A 17,255-nucleotide genomic window follows, 5' to 3' on the forward strand; every position below is an offset into this window, starting at 1 on the left:
AATAAGAATATCTTTGTGTTTATTGATAAAAACCAATTTAGACAGGTACTTATAAATATAGTTCTAAATGCTGTTGAATGTTTAGATAAACAAGATAAAAGAATAATTATTTGGTCAAAAGTAAAAAGCAATTCAGTGTTATTATATATTAGGGATAATGGTTGCGGTATTCAAGAAGAAACCATAAATAAAATATTCGATCCATTTTTTACAACCAAGGACACTGGAACTGGTCTTGGGCTTTTTATAAGTTATCAATTGTTATCAGAAAACAATGCTACAATAGAAGTTCAAAGCGATATAGACCAAGGTACTACATTTATAATTGAATTTTGCCACATGGAGGCTGATAATTAATGAATAAATTATTAATAGTCGATGACGAATCATCAATTTGTACAGCTCTAAGTTTTGCTCTTGAAGATGATTATGAAATATATACCGCCCTGGATGAACTATCCACTATAGACATTATTACTAATATTGATATATCAATAGTTCTTCTGGACCTTAATCTTGGTAAAAGCAATGGTATTGATGTTTTAAAGCAAATTAAAATAATTAAACCTGATATTGCAGTCTTAATTATGACAGCATATGGAACAATTGAATCTACAGTTGAGGCTATTAAATCAGGAGCTTTTTACTATATTACAAAGCCAATAAAAATTGATGAATTAATACTTTTAGTAAATAAAGCCCATGAATATATTTCATTAAATAGTAAGATTAAATACTTGAGCAATCAAATAAATATGAATAATTCTAATTACAATATGATAGGCAATTCGAAAAAGATGCTGGATATATTCGATTTAATTAATAGAGTTAAGGACATAGATAGTAGTGTATTAATTACAGGTGAAAGTGGGACTGGAAAAGAACTTGTAGCTAAAGCAATACATTTTGAAGGTAGTAGAAATGGAAATCCTTTTAATATTATAAATTGTTCAGCAATACCGGGAAACTTACTGGAAAGTGAATTATTTGGATTTAAAAAGGGTTCTTTTACTGGTGCATTTGAAGATAGAAAAGGTATTATCGAACTATCTAATGAAGGAACACTTTTTCTTGATGAAATAGGAGATATGGATATGAATCTTCAAACTAAATTGCTCAGGGTTCTTCAGGATAAAGTTGTATTTCCTATTGGCTCAATTAAAGGTACGAAAATAAATGTACGATTTATTGCAGTTACAAATAAGGATTTAAAACAGGAGGTAAAAACAAATAACTTTAGAAAAGATTTATTTTATAGATTAAATGTAATACATATAAGCATGCCTCCACTTCGGGAACGGAGAGAAGATATTCCAAGACTAGTTGACCATTTCTTAAAGAAATATAATATATTATTAAGTAAAGACATTAAAGGTATTTCAGCTAAAGCTCTTCAAGCAATTGAAAAATATAAATTTGATGGAAATGTACGGGAATTGCAAAATATTATAGAGAGGGCAGTTGCCTTAACAAGAGATGATTTTATTAGCGTAGAGGACTTACCTGAGGATGTGTTTTTTTCAGAAAATATTGTTAGTATCTATGATGATATTATACCTATTTATGTTGGCGAAAACATGAAGTCCATAGAAAGAAGAGTAATTGAATATAATCTCAAAAAATTCGAAAATAGCAGAAAAAAAACATCAGAATCATTAGGTATAAGTGAAAGGAATTTAAGATATAAAATCAAAGAATACAATTAAAAAACCTGCAAATTTAGCCACCCTGCAATTTTTGCAGGTTTTTTTATTATAAATATCATTGTTGCACAGTAGCACCATAATTTTAAAATAAATTTTATGACCTTATCCACTGCTAAGTATAGAGAATATTGTAGATATTCTGAAAATAAATTTTTGTGGCATATAACTTGCTCTAATAATTAGATATATCATTAAATATTAGAGGAGGATCAATTATGAAGACGGAATTGGCAGAAGGTTTACTTACTCTGAAGGTTGATATGGTAGCAACCTTAGCAACCGCAATCTTATTATTACTATTAGGTTATTGGCTTATAAAGAAGGTAACTTTTTTTAGGAAGTTCTGTATTCCTGCCCCTGTAATTGGAGGTTTACTATTTTCAATACTTGCCCTTGTTCTAAAACAGAGCGGTATAATAACAATTAGTATGGATACAACTTTTCAATCGCCTTTCATGATAGCTTTCTTTACAACTATTGGACTTGGCGCAAGTTTAAAATTACTTAAAAAGGGTGGAAAATGGTTAATCATCTACTGGCTACTTTGTGGAGTACTTGCTATTTCACAGAATGTTATAGGTGTTGTATTTGCAAAGATTACTGGAATTCACCCTATGTTTGGTATTATGGCAGGTTCAGTTGCAATGGAAGGTGGACATGGTGCCGCCGCAGCTTTTGGAAAAACTGCTGAAGCTATGGGTATTGCTGGTTCTACCACCGTAGCTATAGCTGCTGCCACTTTTGGTCTTATATCTGGTGGACTTATCGGGGGGCCTATTGCAAAGCACTTAATAGACAAGTACAAATTGAAACCCAGTACATCAGATAAATATGACGTAAAATCCTTTGAAAACATAGTAAGCGATACAGGAAATACAAAAATCACAACCAATATGGTTATGATTCACATGGCAATAATAACAGTTTGTATGACAATTGGATCTATTGCCAGCGGATGGTTTTCAACATTTACAGGACTTTCATTACCAGGATATGTAGGTGCTATGTTTGTAGCAGTAGTTTTTAGAAATATAAATGATAAACTACATATTGCTAATCTCGATTATTACACAATAGATTTAATGGGTAACGTTTCCCTTGGAATTTTCCTTTCAATGGCATTAATGACATTGAAGTTGTGGGAGCTTGTAGGACTTGCAGGTCCATTATTAATAATAGTTTCAGCACAGGTAGTATTTATAATATTATATACAATATTTGTTGTATTCAAGTTCCTTGGAAAAGACTTTGATGCAGCTATTATGGCAGCTGGTATGGCAGGACATGGACTTGGCGCTACTCCAAATGCTATAGCTAATATGGGAGCTGTTACTGAAAAATATGGTCCATCTGCAAAGGCATTTTTAATAGTTCCATTAGTTGGAGCATTTCTAATTGACCTTATAGGTATACCAACTATTGTTTTCTTTATGAATCTATTTAAATAAGAATCTTAGAGAAAAGAATTGCAGAATAGATATAAGGCAAATGATTTTAGAAACGTTAAAAGCTCTAGCAATTTTTCTAGAGCTTTTTTTAGCTAAATTAAGTTACCACTGGCCCCTGCGAAGTTTTGTGCGGAGCTTTTAAAAAATATTAATTCACATAAGTGTTCTCAGTTTATTTAAAGCTTTTCTCTTCATTCGTGAAAATTGATGGTAGCCTTTATCCATATCACAAGCTATTTCTCCTAGTGGCTGCTCCATAAAATAGTATCTATTCAAAATATCCCGCTCAGTGGGATCAAGTTTATCAAGAGCTACATATAGTTTTTTAACTTCATCATGTGCTATTACTTCATCTTCTAAGGTGAATTCATAATCTCCACTAGTATCAAAATCTAATAGGTCACTGTTTGGCGTCTCCCTAAAATGCTTTATTTTCCCTTTTAAAAGGGCTCTAAAGTTCATTTTTATGGCATTTATACAATAACCATTAAAGCTGTTGCTGCCTAGCTTGTACATGGCTATTGCTTTTAAAACTGAAAGATAACCATGTTGAACTAAGTCTTCAAAATCATAACTTGGAATGTGATATTTTGAAGCCTCCTTGAATATGAGATATTTGAATTTCTCCATTATTTCCTCTGTAGCGCTTTCTTCTTTAGTTTTTGCCTTTTCAACTAATTTTTCCATGATATACACCGCCCTTTTATATTTTATAAAAGCTATATGCATCCCTCGCATTTATCCATGGTTAATCCAGCATCAAAAGGCCTTAAGTTAAGTAAAATTAAGTTCTCTTGTTCCCATAAAATCCTCCCCCGACGTAGTGATTTTTTAATCCTTATATTCACTGCATTTAACTGTGATACCTGAGCAATACTTTTTTCATCCACTTGTCCACTTGTCCCGCAGATAAATGGCTTATTTACTAGGTTTCAATACATCTTTGGGACAAGGTGGACAAGATTCTCTTACGCGGGTATGCCTATTAGGCACACCTGTCCCTTTTATTCTACCTAATTTACATACTTCTATAGACAATTCTTGTCCCACTTGTCCCGAAGTAGCTCTAAACCTTTATTCCATAAGGCTTTAAGTGGTGGGACAAGCTCTGGGACAACCTATAATCTACTGTCCACACTGTCCCGCAGATTCCCTCAAAAAAACTCTTTGTCTTCCGTAAATAGGTAATTGAACTCTATCATTAATCTTCTCCCACCCTTCCATTTTCCTCATTATCCCCCCTATCTCATAAGAATCTATTTTTCTTAACATACTTGCATCCTTCCCAAAGAGTTCACACCAAACCTCCATTACACAAACACGATCACGTATTAATGTTCCTACAGTTTTTACTGCCAGTTCTCCCTCACCTCTTAAAAACCCTCTCCGCTCATACAAGCTCATCTCCTCCCAATTACTTGGAAGAAGTTTATCTAAATACTCTCTAACTATGCCTTCCCTTTCATCACTTTCAAAAGCTTCAATTTGTGCTGTTTCTGCAGCTTCAGTAAGAGAGCTTGCCAGTATTAAAGATTCTCCATTGTTATACATCATTAAGACTTCCGCCCATATTTGATCTATATCTTTTATATCCCACGGTTTAAATTCGGAGCTACCTTTAACCTTTACAGGCCAAAATCTTCTACCTCCTGTGGTGTCTCTTAAAAAACCTGCTTCTTGATTAGTAGTCCCTACAATAATGCACTGCCTTGGATGTTCCTCCACTACTCGTCCATAACTTGCTCTAAATTTATCATCCTGCCTTGTTAAAAAGGATTTTAATGTATCCTCATCAACTTTTTTAATACCTGCCAGTTCCCCAATTTCTAAAATCCAGCTCCCTTGCAATTTTTCTGCCGCTGTCTTATCATGCATATCCGCTATACTTAGTGCATCACTAAAAAATTTCCCACCAAGCTTTGAAAATATAGTACTTTTACCTATTCCCTGAGGACCATTTAAAATAAGGGTGGTATCAAATTTAATTCCAGGTTTCATAACTCTAGCTATTGCCCCGCATAAGGTTTTCCTTGTAACCGCTCTAACATATTCACTATCAGCTGCCCCTAAATATTTAATTAGTAAGGTAGAAGCACGCGGTACGTTATCCCAGGTGGGTAGTGACTTTAAAAATTCTTTTACTGGGTGAAAGGATCTCTCTATAGCAACCTTTAATAGTGCCTCCTGACATTTACTTGGAGACCAAATCTTATATTTTTTTTCAAGATAACAAGAGAGGCCTGCATCATCTCCTAAGGACCAACCAGCCTTTAATCTTTTCCAAGGCACCTCACTTAGTGTTTCTATTCTTTCACTATGTTCATTATAAGCAATTCCCACTAAGGCAGGATCATGCTTGATTATCAATACTAGATTTGTCAAAGTTTCCTTAAAGCCCCCTTTAGCATTAATCTCTAACTGCTCTGTCCAATTATCCACACTGCTGAAATCTTCACTAGCCTCATTAATATGTTCAAGGGCTATTTGACTTTTCACGCAGCTATCTTTCATGGCAAGCTCTTGCATGGCCTTAAAGGAAGGCATTTTATTCATCGGTGTCCCTTCCCGCGTTTCATCATCCAGAGCACCAAACTTATGAAGTCTTACTAAATCAAAAGCATTACAAAGTTTACCAGAAGCGGGATCTGTTCCGTGGTGTGAGTATGCAAAGTCACCCTTTTCATAAATAACAAGTCCTCCTGAAGTTGTTCCCTTAGTATAGGTGTATCTATTTTCCATAACACAGGTCACATATACCTCACTTAAAAACTTTTCTATTACACCCAGGATGTTATAAGTTCTACAAAAGGCACCTACAACTCCACCCTTTTCACTTGGATTCCCTTGCTTATCTGCTAACTTTTCTCTCCTTTTTATATTTCTTGAAGACTCCGGCCAAAAACTTGTATCCTGCCAATTTTCATACCTACTTAAGATTTCATCTGGATTTAACCACTGGGAATCCTGATACTTAAAAACAAATTCTCCATCCAGGGACGTTGAGGGCCAATACATAAGTCTTGAAGGTTCATAGGTTGTATCATCAAAATAATCTATTCCTATGTCCTCTGCAATTTTTCTAGATACCGCTCCATATTCTTCAGAACTTACTGCTCTACTTAGGGGAATAACAAGCCTTAGCCTTGGGAAATCTGGACTATGCTTATGGGTTGTATACATTGCGCAACCAAAATCAAATAACATTTCTATAGTATCCCATAGACCCTTTTGTCCATAGTCAGCATCTAAAGTAATAAGGCATCTACTCAGTACCGAATCACTTTTTCTTTTTCCTTCTCTTAAAGCTCCACCAACAAAACCACCCACATCCTTAAGGTTATCTTGCTCAAGCTTTGGTAATTTTTTATACTCCTGGCAGCTCTCAGGCGTTCTTGTAGTTTTACACACTCTACTTAAAAACTCAGACCACTTCATGATTTGATTTTTCCACTTTAACTCTTTACGGTTTCTTCCTATAGCAATAGTAATAAGGCCATCGTTTTTCAAAGATATTCCCCTCCGACATTCTCACATAAAATTATTGGGTGCATTTAATTATCACGTACCATGAAGTTAATCATCACATTCTGTTAAGCTAATCCTTCTTATAATAATCAGTTTCAAAACCAGCTGCTTGTAGTAGAAGTCCAGGAGCCCACGCTATAGCTTGTCCAATAATTTCATTTACCTGCTCCAAAGACCCAAAACCCTTTGGTACATCTAAGATAACTTCATCATGAACATGAAATACTATTTTATAGCCTGCCTTGTCAATCCTAATCATTGCCTCTGCTAAGCAATCTCTAGCAATTGCTTGTACTATGTTTTCAGTAAGTTTTCCACCAAAGGTGCTAATTCTGCCCCACTGTTTTGTCGCTTGCTCTATCCCCTCATAAGTAAGCTTTGGTTTGTTAAACCTAACATCTGTTTCAATTCTAGGACTAACATAAGCAAGACTTCTACCTGATGGAAGTTTAATAAATAGCACCCGTTTTGTACAAGAAAACTCAAGTCCGCACCGCATTTTAACTATCTTATTTTCAGCCACGGCCACTATTGCTGCATTTTCAATTTCTCTCCAAAGCGCTACAATCTTTGGATTAGTTTTTCTCCAGGCTGTAACAATAGCTCGAAGTTCTTCTTCCTTAAGTCCCATCTTTATTGCGCCCATAGCAGTTAATGCACCAACACTGCCCCCGAAACCACAAGCCAGGGTTGCTATTTTACCCTTCTGCCTTAATTCATACTGAGGATTGCCTTTTACTATATTAGCAATTGGCACCCCAAACATCTTACTTGCAGTCATTTCATATATCTTTCCATGACTTTTAAAGGTATCAATAACCCATTTTTCACCTGCAAGATAAGCTATAACCCTAGCTTCAATAGCACTAAAGTCTGATACAATAAATCTACAATTAACTGAAGGAATAAAAGCTGTCCTTATAAGTTGTGATAACACCTCTGGTACACTATCAAAAAGCATTTCTAGCATTTCATAATCTCCTGATAAAATAAGTCCCCGGGCAAAGCTTAAGTTATCCATACTATTTCTAGGAAGATTATGAATTTGAACTAGTCTTCCTGCCCAGCGCCCCGTTCTGTTTGCGCCGTAAAACTGCATAAGTCCTCGCAGCCGCCCGTCCACGCATATTGCTCTTTCCATAGCTTCATATTTCTTAACAGAGGTTTTAGACAATTCTTGCCTAAGCTCAAGTACTCTTTTGACAGTAGCATCTTCTACTTCTTCTAGTAATTCCTTCACCTTTTCTTTAGATAAGCTTTCAACCTTTAGCCCTTTACCTTGAAGCCAAGTTTTTAATTGAGCTGGGCTGTTTGGATTTTGAAGCTTCGTTAAATTTGCAGCCTCCACTGTGATCTTCTTTTCATAAGCTTCATCACAATTTATAGCATTATGGACTAATACTTTATCTACCCTAACTCCACCATCATTTATTTTTTGGTCAAGTTCCCAAAGCTCCCTCTCTTTATCTGTCAATGGAAACTGTTCAAGTCGACCCCTTATAGCCCTTTCAACTTCCACATCCTGTTTGCAATATGTTTTAAATATCTGCCATTTAGCTTCATCGGCCTCTGTTAAATTATAATTTCTTCTTCCATAATCAATGCTTGATTTACAAGGCATAGAAAAATATCTAATAAGAGCTTTTCCCTCTCTCATTTTCTGCTGCTGCAAATTTAAGCACTTGGAAACTCCCTCTAAAGTTAACGGAAGTCCCAAACTTAAGGAATAAGCAGCACTACATCTCCACTGAGCAGGGGGCATAGGTTTATTTAAGTATTTAGCAAGACAGGTTCTCTCAAATGAGGCATTAAAAGCAGTTTTTATAACTCGGGGACTTGTTAAATCTTCTATAATATTTTGTGGTAATTTTTCTCCAGAAGCTAGGTCTATAAGCTTTACTTCCTCCTCATCATAAGCATAGGCAAATAATAATATTTCAAAATCCTTCGCCTGGGTATATGCATAAACTCCACATTTTGTAATATCAATACTGGAATAGGTCTCTATATCAATAGCAAGCAAATAATCAACTCCTTAATTTAAAAAGTCCTCGTCCCCCGTAGCAAAATCTTCTTCTGCGCTACTATGGCTACTAAGCATTTCTCCTTCTTCTAGCTTTTGAAGGTTTTGTAGTCCACAGGCTATGCCGCTATTTCCCTCTGCATTATAAGCATAAAACACAATGCTGGCTCTTCCATAACACCCACTATAGAATTCACTTTGCTCTACTATAGGTCGCAGACTTTTATTAACTATTCCAGGCTTTATATTGCTATTTGCGTTAATAAAATAGCTGCCTGCATACACTGAGTCATCAAATCTATCTACATCCCCATCACGAAGCGGGGTTTTAAAATTATAAGGTATGCCCGCCCCAAACTTTGATAGGCCCTCCTTTTTAGCAAGAGCAATCGCTGCATTTACTTTTTTTAGAGTTTCCACATCGGTTTTTGGAATTATAATACAAACGGAATATTTAGGCTCACTACCATTAATACTCTTTGGTTCCCACACATTTGCATAACTAAATCTCACTTTCTCAGTAATTATTTTCATGAATACATCCTCCTCTAATTAATAGAATTTGCTTCACTCAAAAGTTCACCATACTTTTCTTTTGGAATCTCTGTGAGCTTTGTAGCACCAAATCTTTTTATAAGTGCTTTAACTTGTTCTTGCTTACCATTTTTTGAAAGCCTTGCAAGGGTTCCTCTAACTTCCTGTAGAGTTATTTCTTTAACTTCTGGTTGTGATGTTTCTACCTTATCATTTGGTGCTAGTACTTCTTGATTTTTCATAGGTCGCTGCTGATTAAGCTCTATTGCTTTTGGATTTACATTAAAAATAGGAACTGCATTATGAAGAACTGCAGCAAGAGTTAACAGAGAGTTTGTTATCTCCTCTGAAGCTTTTATATTAATATCAATGTTAATATGCATAATTCCACTCCTTTATTGTAAATTTTGTTCACTATTAGAACAAAAAAATAAATGATCCACTGTAATTCCAAATAAATCTGCAATTCTTTTAGCAAGGCTAAAGCCTGGCATTCTTCTGTTATTTTCAATCATATTCACATAGTCCTTACAAATACCTAGCTGACTTGCAAGCTTTACTTGAGACATACCTTTAAGTTCTCGCTGCCTAACAAACACCATGTTTTTCATAATTTTTCCACTCCCTCTTTATAGATTTATTGTATATATTTACTACATATGTTAATTATATCGAATAAATTGTTCAATGTAAATCGAACAAAAAGTTTTTTTCGAATATTCTTTTCGACATATTGACACAAATGGAACAATTTGGTATGATAAAATTAGAAAATGGAGGCGAATCTTATGTTATTTGGTGATAGAATTAAACAACTTAGAGACAGTGCAGGTTTGACCCAAGCTGAACTTGGTAAGTTAATTGGAGTTTCCGATAGAGTTTTAGGATACTATGAAGCCAATGAAAGATTCCCTAGAAAACAGGAAGTCATTGCAAAATTTGCGGAAGTATTCAAGGTTTCTATTGACTATCTTCTTGGCAGCGATGGTTCGTTTTTGCAAGATTCTGGTGAAAAATATGGTGCTATAGGTCACATGCAAGCACAGGGAGTACTAAAGAGTGTAGAAACGCTGTTCGCTGGCGGAGAACTCATAGAGGATGATAAAGATGAGGTTTTCAGAATAATTTCAGAACTTTATTTCGATGCAAAAAAGAAAAATAAGGAGAAATACGGTAGGAAGAAAAAAGACAAATAACTTTTTCTACTAAACACCTGTGGGGAGTGTGCGAATGAATTGTTCAACGATTTCTAAATGTGCTAATAATCTAATAAAAACTTATGAAACCAATAACCCTTTTAAAATAGCCGAATATCTTGGAATTGATTTGAAATATGAAAAGCTCCACCATTTAAAAGGGTTTTATACTTATGTACTAAGGAATAAATATATTGTTATAAATAATAATATAGATGAAATAAGCGCTGGCATTATTTGTGCTCATGAGATTGGTCATGACCGTTTTCATAGAGGGCTTGGCATTAATATGTATCAGGATGAAACCTGTGTATCCTTAAAACCATCTACAATTGAAATACAAGCAAACTACTTTGCTGCAGAGTTTCTTATGCCCGATGACAAATTTTTAGAGCTAGTAGCGCAGGACTTTACTTATTCTCAAATAGCTTGTACTCTAGGTGTGCATACAGATCTTGCAATTATAAAAGCACAGCTACTAAATAAAAAGGGTCATAATTTAAATGTACCTTATGTACCAGGGGCTAATTTTTTGGGGAAGATATAAAGAAAATTAAACATAAGAAATTAATGCGATAAGTTGAATTAAATATAAGACCTAAATTGAAAAAGCCCCCCTTGCCTCTAATTTATTAGAAGCAATGGGAGGCAATATTAGTAAAAATTAATAATTATTAACTCAACTTCTCACATACTATTCAAATATTTCTTTTAATGATATATTTAGCCCCTCAAAGATATCAGATTTAATTGCTTCATTATAGTGGTAGCCTTCAACTTTTGAGGGCATTTTATTTTCAAACCTATAACAAATTGCATTTTTATTAACAGGATTTAATATCCAATATTCGTAAGCTCCGGCTCTTAAATACAAATCTAACTTAGTTACATAATCATGACTACTATTTGAAGGCGAAACAACTTCAATTACTAACGTTGGTATTCCTTTATAATTATTATCTATTATTTTATGCTTATCACATACTACCAGAACATCAGGTTGAACTACATTTTTATTATTATTCTTATCAACAAAAGTTACATCCAGTGGAGCTACAAACGGTCTACATTCTTTATCTTTAAAATAATTTTTCAAAGCAAAAAACATATTTCCTACTATATTCTGGTGCTCAATTGAAGGTGAACCCATCATATATACTTTACCATCTACAAATTCACATCTATCCTCATCAGATATTTTCAAAAATTCCTCATAAGTGTAGGTTTTTTCTTCAATTCTTACAATAGCAACACACCTCCATATCTATTATTTCATAGCTACGCATTTCCTTTTTTTAGTTGGTCGCTACGGACCTATTACACTCCTCATTTATCAATGATAAAAAGCTTACCCTTAACTTACTTTAATTGACTATTATTATAACACATCCATTAAAAAAGATTCTTCCATAAGCAGAGAATTTTTTTCTATTTCTTAATGTAAACACTGCATTGAATAAACTCTCTATAATAGTCAATAATTTAGGCTGCTGGTTGAATGTTTCCTTCGTCAGATGCAAAATAAGGCATATTAGGTGTTTTAGCCATGGATAGCTAAACAACCTCACCCCAAATATCTTAATATATCTGTAAAGCATTGATTTTAATGTATTAAGTTGGTCTTCTGTATAAAATTATATTTAGTTCTATTTATTACTTACAAGTAAAGATATTATAAACCCTAATACAAAAATAGGAAAATAGGATAAATTTGATGCTTTCAAAAATGTTGAAAACAAATGTATTATGTAACTTTTTAAAACCAAAAGAAAAAAGACTTGCTTTAACACAAGTCGCAGTTATCCTTAGTCCACTTTCAACATTTTTTCATCTAAATGTATTGTATCTATAAATTCCAAACTGTCTATAGGTAGTTTCCCCCGCTTTTCTTTAAAAGTTCAAATGCATCATATTTTTCTAATTCATATTTTGCTAGTATTTCTTTTACATCTTTTCTTCTCTTATCCGGTAGTCTACTTGAAAAAGCTGGGAACATATCATAACTTTCATAAACTTCATTTATATTTGCAAATGCTATTAATGGTTCGAACCCATTTTTAATTGCATTATCTACATCGTTAATCCTATACTTAAACTCATATTTACCATTTTTAGATAACTCTCCAATAATATATTTTTGTCTAGTCTTGTAATCTTTCCAAATTAAATAAAGATAATCTCTAGTATTAAGACTACTCATTATTCAACCTCTTCTTCTCCTAAATTTATACTAATGAATCTACATAATAATATTCTTTACCACCCACGAGTGGAAACTATAAATTGATATATTTTCTATTTTTTTAGTGCTATAAGTACATTATGAATATTATTTATATCTTCAATATTTAATTCATCAAAATTATCCAATCTTGCTTTAATATCTTCAATTGCTTGATTTCTATAACTTGTACTACCATTTCTTTTCAGAAAAAATGTAGCTATAGTTGCAGTTAACATACCCAAAAATCCAATACCTGTGAGCATTATTATTCCTGCAATAATTCTTCCAATTGGGGTTTGTGGAGAAATGTCTCCGTATCCTACAGTTGTTATTGTAACAAAACTCCACCATAGCGCATTTTCAAATGTTATACCTTCTGCAAAATGTATTCCAATAGCTCCTATAATTAATGTAGATAAAGTTATCCAAATAATATAATTAAAGTTATTAGTTTTTAAAAATTTATCCATATATTTTCTAAACTTTAAAATCAATGCACCTGACCTAAATACCTTAGTAAACTTTAGCAATTTTGATAACCTTAATATTCTAATTGACTGAAATACTGAATTGAATGGGATAATAGAAATTAAATCAATAATATTACCTTTAAAAAACTTGACTTTATCTTTAGCTAAAAATAGTCTTGTAAAATAGTCTATAGTGAAAATACCTACTACTATATTATCAATAATTGAAAATGTAATAGTAATATTTTGTGGTAAATTACATGATAATTCAATTATTAGAATTGCAACAACAACTAAAGCCAATAGAGCCATCAATATTTCATAAATTGCTACAAAATTTCGATTTTTCATTAAGTTAATTTTAATCATTTTACTCATCCCCATCTTTATATTCCATGGAAAATTATTCTTCTTTCCTTTGTTGGCAATGTTGTAAATATCAATCCACCGATGCTCATCCCTAAATTCTAACTAATCAATTTACATATTAATATTCTTTACCACCCCAACAGCCACTCCTAAAATGCTCATCTGAGTCTCTGTAACATTAATTGGCTCATAATTTGAATTCTCGGGCATAAGAAGTACGGTATCCCCCATTGTAACAAATCTCTTTAATGTAGTATTACCATCTAAATCTACAGCTACAATTTCATAGTTATTTGCAGTATTTTGCTGGCGGATAACTACTAAGTCACCATCATTAATATTTGCATTTATCATACTATCACCTTTGACTTTTACCATATAATTAATGCTATTTCTTTGGGTCCATAACTCCGGAATGTAAAATTCTTCGTCAGTAGTAGAATTTAATAAAATAGGATCTCCAGCCGCTATTCCACTATACACCTTCAATTTTTTCATATCCTTAAGCTCTGATACCTGATCATTTTCAAAAATCAATTCACTTATATTGTTGTAGTCTCTCATAAATTTATAATTATCACTATTTTTTAAGTCCACATAACAATAATTTTCTAAGCTAGAAGGCAACATTGAAGACTTAAAGGAAGGTATATCTTCAATCACTTCAAGCTCACGGTTTATGAATAACAAATCTACTCCATCTGTAGCTATTCCATACTTACAAGTAGGTGATGTGCTTATGTAACTTTTTAGCTGCTCTAAACAAGTTAAAAGTCCGGAACCTTGTCTTTTAACTTCAATGAAAATATAGGGCCTCTTAGTATTATTTTTATAGGTTGAAACCACCACATCCACATACCCAATTTTCGAAAAACTGTTTACTTGGTACTCTACATCTAAAAGTTTCTCAGGGTATTTATAGGTTTCCTTCAGTTCATTTATAATCCATTGTCTCACTTTTTCTTCAGATGAATACACATCAGCAAGTTTTTCCACAAAGGAGAAATTCTCCTGAGCACAGGAATAAAAGTGGCTTATTAATGTGTTTTCATGGTGTTTTAAGAACTTAGAATTTATATCACTTATAAATTTTGATGGTGTTCCATCTGCAGTCAAATAAAGCCTTTCAGTAGCCCTAGTCATGCCCACATACATAAGCTTTCTTTCTCTGGTTTCAGAAGATCCCTCATCATCCATGGCATTAATTTTTAAGGGAATTGATCTAGAATTAAGTCCAATCATGATCACCACTTTAAACTCAAGTCCCTTAATTGAATGCATGGTTAGAATCTTAACTTTTTCATCCCCAAATTCGTAACCATCTTGATTTGTCATAAGTTTAAAAGGTATTTTTGCTGTTTCAAGGTAAGTGCTAAATTCCTTAATCTGACCATTAGTTCTAGCAATTACTGCTATATCTCCATACTTGTACTCTTTTGAAAGTTTATTAATAAGCTTACTTACATAACTCGCTTCCATTGATTTGTTTTCAAACATTTTGAATACAGGATATACGCCTTGCTTATCGAGTAAAGAAGGCTTAACATAGTTTTCATCTTCTGTGATAAGCGGATCTTTTTCCAGTAGGCTATAGGCAGCCTCAGCAATTTGAGTAGTTGTTCTATAATTTTTAGCAAGTGAATTGCTTCTTCCCTTAACATCAAAGCCCACACTAGAAAAGCTTCTTCCCTTAACCATCCAAGACTGAGGATAGATACCTTGTGCATTATCTGATACAAACATAGTAGAAGAATAATTCTTATTATTTGCTAGTGCATATATAAATTCTAACTGAACCCTAGTAAAATCCTGGCTTTCATCGCAAATTATATGAGTATATTTTTTAATGGGTCTTTTCCTAACCTGTTCTAGTGCCATAAGTGAAACATCATTAAAGTCCACTTTTTTACTTGCTCTCATACTAAAATCATACAATTCCATTACTTTAAAAATGGCACTTCGGGTTCTTGAATTTTTCTGAAGTTTTTGGGGTCCCTCAACAATTTGATTTGACATTCTACCAATTCTATCAGCATTCTGATATTCTTCAACATTTAAATATCTACAAGCTTTAATCCATCCAATTTCCTCTAATATAAAATTCACATTTCCCTGCTCTAGTATTTTAACATCAGCATAATATTTCTTGGCATCAAAAATAGCCTTAACTATTCTATTTGAAATAGCTGCTCGGTTACTTTCAACTACAAGTTGCAAGTTATTAGACTTGCAGTATTCCATAAAATATCTATACATCAGTGCATCTATATTTTTAATTTCTAGCTTATTATTATCTATTTCAAAAAGAGAGATAATTTCATATTCTCTGTCCTTTTGAACCTTATCATAAACATACTTAATATAACTTATTAAACTTTTATTATAGGTTACCATCAAAACTTTATCATCCTTATCAAGACAATAATTTTCTAGTAAAAATGGTATCCTATTCACTGCAACAGTTGTTTTACCTGAGCCTGCAACTCCTCTAATTAAGGAATGTCCAGCAGGTTTACTTTGAACTAGTTTTCTTTGCTCTACATTAAGTTGCATAATTCTTCCCCCCTAAGCAGTAACGCTTTTAATTATGTTTATAATATCCTCACCATACTTTTCATACTTAACTTGGCCAAACCCCTTAATTGAGATAAACTCTTGTTTGTTTTTAGGCATAATCTCAATTATTTTTCCCATTTCCTCATTATTAAAAATATAATATGGTGGAATTCTATTTGAAGTTGCAATAGAGGTTCTATAGGCTTTTAAAGCTTTTACTAGTGTTTCTTCATCACTTTTTATATTTTCTAAAGTAGGTACAACTAGCTTCGGTTCCACTTTTAAAATGTTTTCGCTGCTGTGGCTAATTTTAAACTTAGTGCTATAATCATTGCTAACACTTGTATCTAACCCTTTTAAAATCCCTGCAAATTCCCTTACTTTTATTTCTTCATAAACTGCTACAGTAGTTTGCTGCACTATACTCTTAACCTTAGCGTTTATTAAATCAACCTTTATTACCTTGTCCTTCATTTCCTCAGCACAATCTTTAAAATTCAAAGTAGCTTTAGGATTTGTGAATACCGTTAAAGACAGAATAGGTAATTTTTCTAGTCCCTGATTATTTATAATCGTTTTCAAAATTAGTTCAGATTTTCTATTTTCCTCCACAGGGCTATACATACCTTCTTTTATATTCTTTTCACCTTTTTTAACCCATCTAGAAAAACTTCCTTGACTATCTATTTCAATATTTCCTTGATGGCTCTTACAATTTATTATGCAACAAAATTGATTAGTAACCATTAGAAAATCTATATCTGACTTATTATCTCCCTGTTCTAATTTAATGTTATATAACCCATAAAAAGGTACGGGTGAATTCTTAAGCTCGAAATACACCTTACCTAGACTATCATGAACATACTTTTGAAGGTTAATTTCATTATCAATTTTCCTTTTCATCTCATGATCAGTGTTAATATTTAAAATCTTATTAAGATTAATTATATTTTCACTTTCCTTGTTAAAATCCTTTATAAAAATTGGCGTATCTATTGTTTTCATAATTTTACTTTCAAAACTAACACTAAATATGCTTTTCTTTATTGCGTCAAAAATGCCCATAATGTCCCCCATTTTTCATTTAATGCTTAATTATAACATATTATGTTTAAATTCTCCATTGTAGATGATTAATGGTAATCTATTTAATTTTATATATAGTATACTTATCTATAATCTAAAGCAAAAGAAAAATCTA

The 17,255-nt window shown here is 32.9% G+C and carries 17 protein-coding genes; 5 read left to right on the forward strand and 12 right to left on the reverse strand.

All coding sequences use genetic code 11. The annotated features are described in order from the left end of the window. The first annotated feature begins 15 nt into the window (after window positions 1–15). The 3 genes from Ctaglu_RS16360 to gltS all read left to right on the forward strand — a co-directional run bounded on the left by Ctaglu_RS16360 (window position 16) and on the right by gltS (window position 3,154). A complete protein-coding gene (locus tag Ctaglu_RS16360) occupies window positions 16–357 on the forward strand; it encodes a sensor histidine kinase (RefSeq protein ID WP_185732754.1) in 342 nt (113 codons plus the stop codon). Beyond that, a complete protein-coding gene (locus Ctaglu_RS16365; protein WP_125003619.1) occupies window positions 357–1,706 on the forward strand; it encodes a sigma-54-dependent transcriptional regulator in 1,350 nt (449 codons plus the stop codon). Before Ctaglu_RS16360 ends, Ctaglu_RS16365 begins: the two co-directional genes overlap by 1 nt. A 215-nt stretch (window positions 1,707–1,921) precedes the next feature. Beyond that, window positions 1,922–3,154, forward strand: coding sequence for a sodium/glutamate symporter (gltS, locus tag Ctaglu_RS16370; RefSeq protein WP_125003621.1), 1,233 nt, complete (start codon window positions 1,922–1,924; stop codon window positions 3,152–3,154). A 153-nt stretch (window positions 3,155–3,307) separates the two neighbouring features. On the opposite strand, the gene Ctaglu_RS16375 is transcribed toward gltS, so the two are convergent. The 7 genes from Ctaglu_RS16375 to Ctaglu_RS16400 form a co-directional block, all read right to left on the reverse strand. Next, a complete protein-coding gene (locus Ctaglu_RS16375) occupies window positions 3,308–3,841 on the reverse strand; it encodes a sigma-70 family RNA polymerase sigma factor (RefSeq protein WP_125003623.1) in 534 nt (177 codons plus the stop codon). A gap of 32 nt (window positions 3,842–3,873) precedes the next feature. Beyond that, the gene (locus tag Ctaglu_RS25270; RefSeq protein WP_185732756.1) at window positions 3,874–4,044 is read right to left on the reverse strand and encodes a hypothetical protein; all 171 of its coding nucleotides are present in this window, start codon (window positions 4,042–4,044) and stop codon (window positions 3,874–3,876) included. Window positions 4,045–4,279: 235 nt separating this feature from the next. Beyond that, window positions 4,280–6,661 (reverse strand): virulence-associated E family protein, encoded by a 2,382-nt coding sequence (locus Ctaglu_RS16380; protein WP_233439828.1) that lies wholly within the window; start codon window positions 6,659–6,661, stop codon window positions 4,280–4,282. 88 nt (window positions 6,662–6,749) lie between these two features. Continuing rightward, window positions 6,750–8,702: a DNA polymerase gene (locus Ctaglu_RS16385; RefSeq protein WP_125003625.1), complete on the reverse strand. Its 1,953-nt coding sequence runs from the start codon at window positions 8,700–8,702 to the stop codon at window positions 6,750–6,752. A 12-nt stretch (window positions 8,703–8,714) separates the two neighbouring features. Further along, entirely contained in the window at window positions 8,715–9,236 is a 522-nt protein-coding gene (locus tag Ctaglu_RS16390; protein WP_125003627.1) for a DUF2815 family protein, read from the reverse strand. A 14-nt stretch (window positions 9,237–9,250) separates the two neighbouring features. Further along, window positions 9,251–9,619: an rRNA biogenesis protein rrp5 gene (locus Ctaglu_RS16395; protein ID WP_125003629.1), complete on the reverse strand. Its 369-nt coding sequence runs from the start codon at window positions 9,617–9,619 to the stop codon at window positions 9,251–9,253. Window positions 9,620–9,631: 12 nt separating this feature from the next. Continuing rightward, window positions 9,632–9,847: a helix-turn-helix transcriptional regulator gene (locus tag Ctaglu_RS16400; protein ID WP_125003631.1), complete on the reverse strand. Its 216-nt coding sequence runs from the start codon at window positions 9,845–9,847 to the stop codon at window positions 9,632–9,634. 177 nt (window positions 9,848–10,024) lie between these two features. On the opposite strand from Ctaglu_RS16400, the gene Ctaglu_RS16405 reads away from it, so the two are divergent. Together Ctaglu_RS16405 and Ctaglu_RS16410 are read left to right on the forward strand one after the other, a co-directional pair. Continuing rightward, window positions 10,025–10,432, forward strand: a complete 408-nt coding sequence (locus Ctaglu_RS16405) for a helix-turn-helix domain-containing protein (RefSeq protein ID WP_164947135.1) — start codon at window positions 10,025–10,027, stop codon at window positions 10,430–10,432. Between the two features lie 34 nt (window positions 10,433–10,466). After that, window positions 10,467–10,979, forward strand: coding sequence for an ImmA/IrrE family metallo-endopeptidase (locus Ctaglu_RS16410; protein ID WP_125003635.1), 513 nt, complete (start codon window positions 10,467–10,469; stop codon window positions 10,977–10,979). A gap of 147 nt (window positions 10,980–11,126) precedes the next feature. Here Ctaglu_RS16410 and Ctaglu_RS16415 read toward each other — a convergent pair whose 3' ends face one another. The 5 genes from Ctaglu_RS16415 to Ctaglu_RS16435 all read right to left on the reverse strand — a co-directional run bounded on the left by Ctaglu_RS16415 (window position 11,127) and on the right by Ctaglu_RS16435 (window position 17,119). Then, window positions 11,127–11,636, reverse strand: coding sequence for a Uma2 family endonuclease (locus tag Ctaglu_RS16415; RefSeq protein ID WP_185732758.1), 510 nt, complete (start codon window positions 11,634–11,636; stop codon window positions 11,127–11,129). A gap of 660 nt (window positions 11,637–12,296) precedes the next feature. Further along, complete coding sequence (locus Ctaglu_RS16420) at window positions 12,297–12,632, reverse strand: hypothetical protein (protein ID WP_125003639.1); 336 nt, start codon at window positions 12,630–12,632, stop codon at window positions 12,297–12,299. A gap of 95 nt (window positions 12,633–12,727) precedes the next feature. Next, window positions 12,728–13,495, reverse strand: coding sequence for a potassium channel family protein (locus tag Ctaglu_RS16425; protein ID WP_233439829.1), 768 nt, complete (start codon window positions 13,493–13,495; stop codon window positions 12,728–12,730). Between the two features lie 111 nt (window positions 13,496–13,606). Continuing rightward, complete coding sequence (locus tag Ctaglu_RS16430) at window positions 13,607–16,048, reverse strand: 3'-5' exonuclease (protein WP_125003641.1); 2,442 nt, start codon at window positions 16,046–16,048, stop codon at window positions 13,607–13,609. A gap of 12 nt (window positions 16,049–16,060) precedes the next feature. Beyond that, complete coding sequence (locus tag Ctaglu_RS16435; protein WP_185732760.1) at window positions 16,061–17,119, reverse strand: HRDC domain-containing protein; 1,059 nt, start codon at window positions 17,117–17,119, stop codon at window positions 16,061–16,063. Window positions 17,120–17,255 lie beyond the last annotated feature (136 nt).

Origin of the sequence: Clostridium tagluense, assembly GCF_003865095.1 — a bacterium.
Classification (GTDB): domain Bacteria; phylum Bacillota; class Clostridia; order Clostridiales; family Clostridiaceae; genus Clostridium_AD; species Clostridium_AD tagluense.

Bases quoted from the DNA above. Each gene is read 5' to 3' on its own strand.
- Ctaglu_RS16365 (WP_125003619.1), top strand. From the start codon at position 357: ATGAATAAATTATTAATAGTCGATGACGAATCATCAATTTGTACAGCT.
- Ctaglu_RS16400 (WP_125003631.1), bottom strand. From the start codon at position 9,847: ATGAAAAACATGGTGTTTGTTAGGCAGCGAGAACTTAAAGGTATGTCT.
- Ctaglu_RS16405 (WP_164947135.1), top strand. From the start codon at position 10,025: ATGTTATTTGGTGATAGAATTAAACAACTTAGAGACAGTGCAGGTTTG.
- Ctaglu_RS16410 (WP_125003635.1), top strand. From the start codon at position 10,467: ATGAATTGTTCAACGATTTCTAAATGTGCTAATAATCTAATAAAAACT.
- Ctaglu_RS16425 (WP_233439829.1), bottom strand. From the start codon at position 13,495: ATGATTAAAATTAACTTAATGAAAAATCGAAATTTTGTAGCAATTTAT.
- Ctaglu_RS16435 (WP_185732760.1), bottom strand. From the start codon at position 17,119: ATGGGCATTTTTGACGCAATAAAGAAAAGCATATTTAGTGTTAGTTTT.
- Ctaglu_RS16390 (WP_125003627.1), bottom strand. From the start codon at position 9,236: ATGAAAATAATTACTGAGAAAGTGAGATTTAGTTATGCAAATGTGTGG.
- gltS (WP_125003621.1), top strand. From the start codon at position 1,922: ATGAAGACGGAATTGGCAGAAGGTTTACTTACTCTGAAGGTTGATATG.
- Ctaglu_RS16420 (WP_125003639.1), bottom strand. From the start codon at position 12,632: ATGAGTAGTCTTAATACTAGAGATTATCTTTATTTAATTTGGAAAGAT.
- Ctaglu_RS16395 (WP_125003629.1), bottom strand. From the start codon at position 9,619: ATGCATATTAACATTGATATTAATATAAAAGCTTCAGAGGAGATAACA.
- Ctaglu_RS16375 (WP_125003623.1), bottom strand. From the start codon at position 3,841: ATGGAAAAATTAGTTGAAAAGGCAAAAACTAAAGAAGAAAGCGCTACA.
- Ctaglu_RS16430 (WP_125003641.1), bottom strand. From the start codon at position 16,048: ATGCAACTTAATGTAGAGCAAAGAAAACTAGTTCAAAGTAAACCTGCT.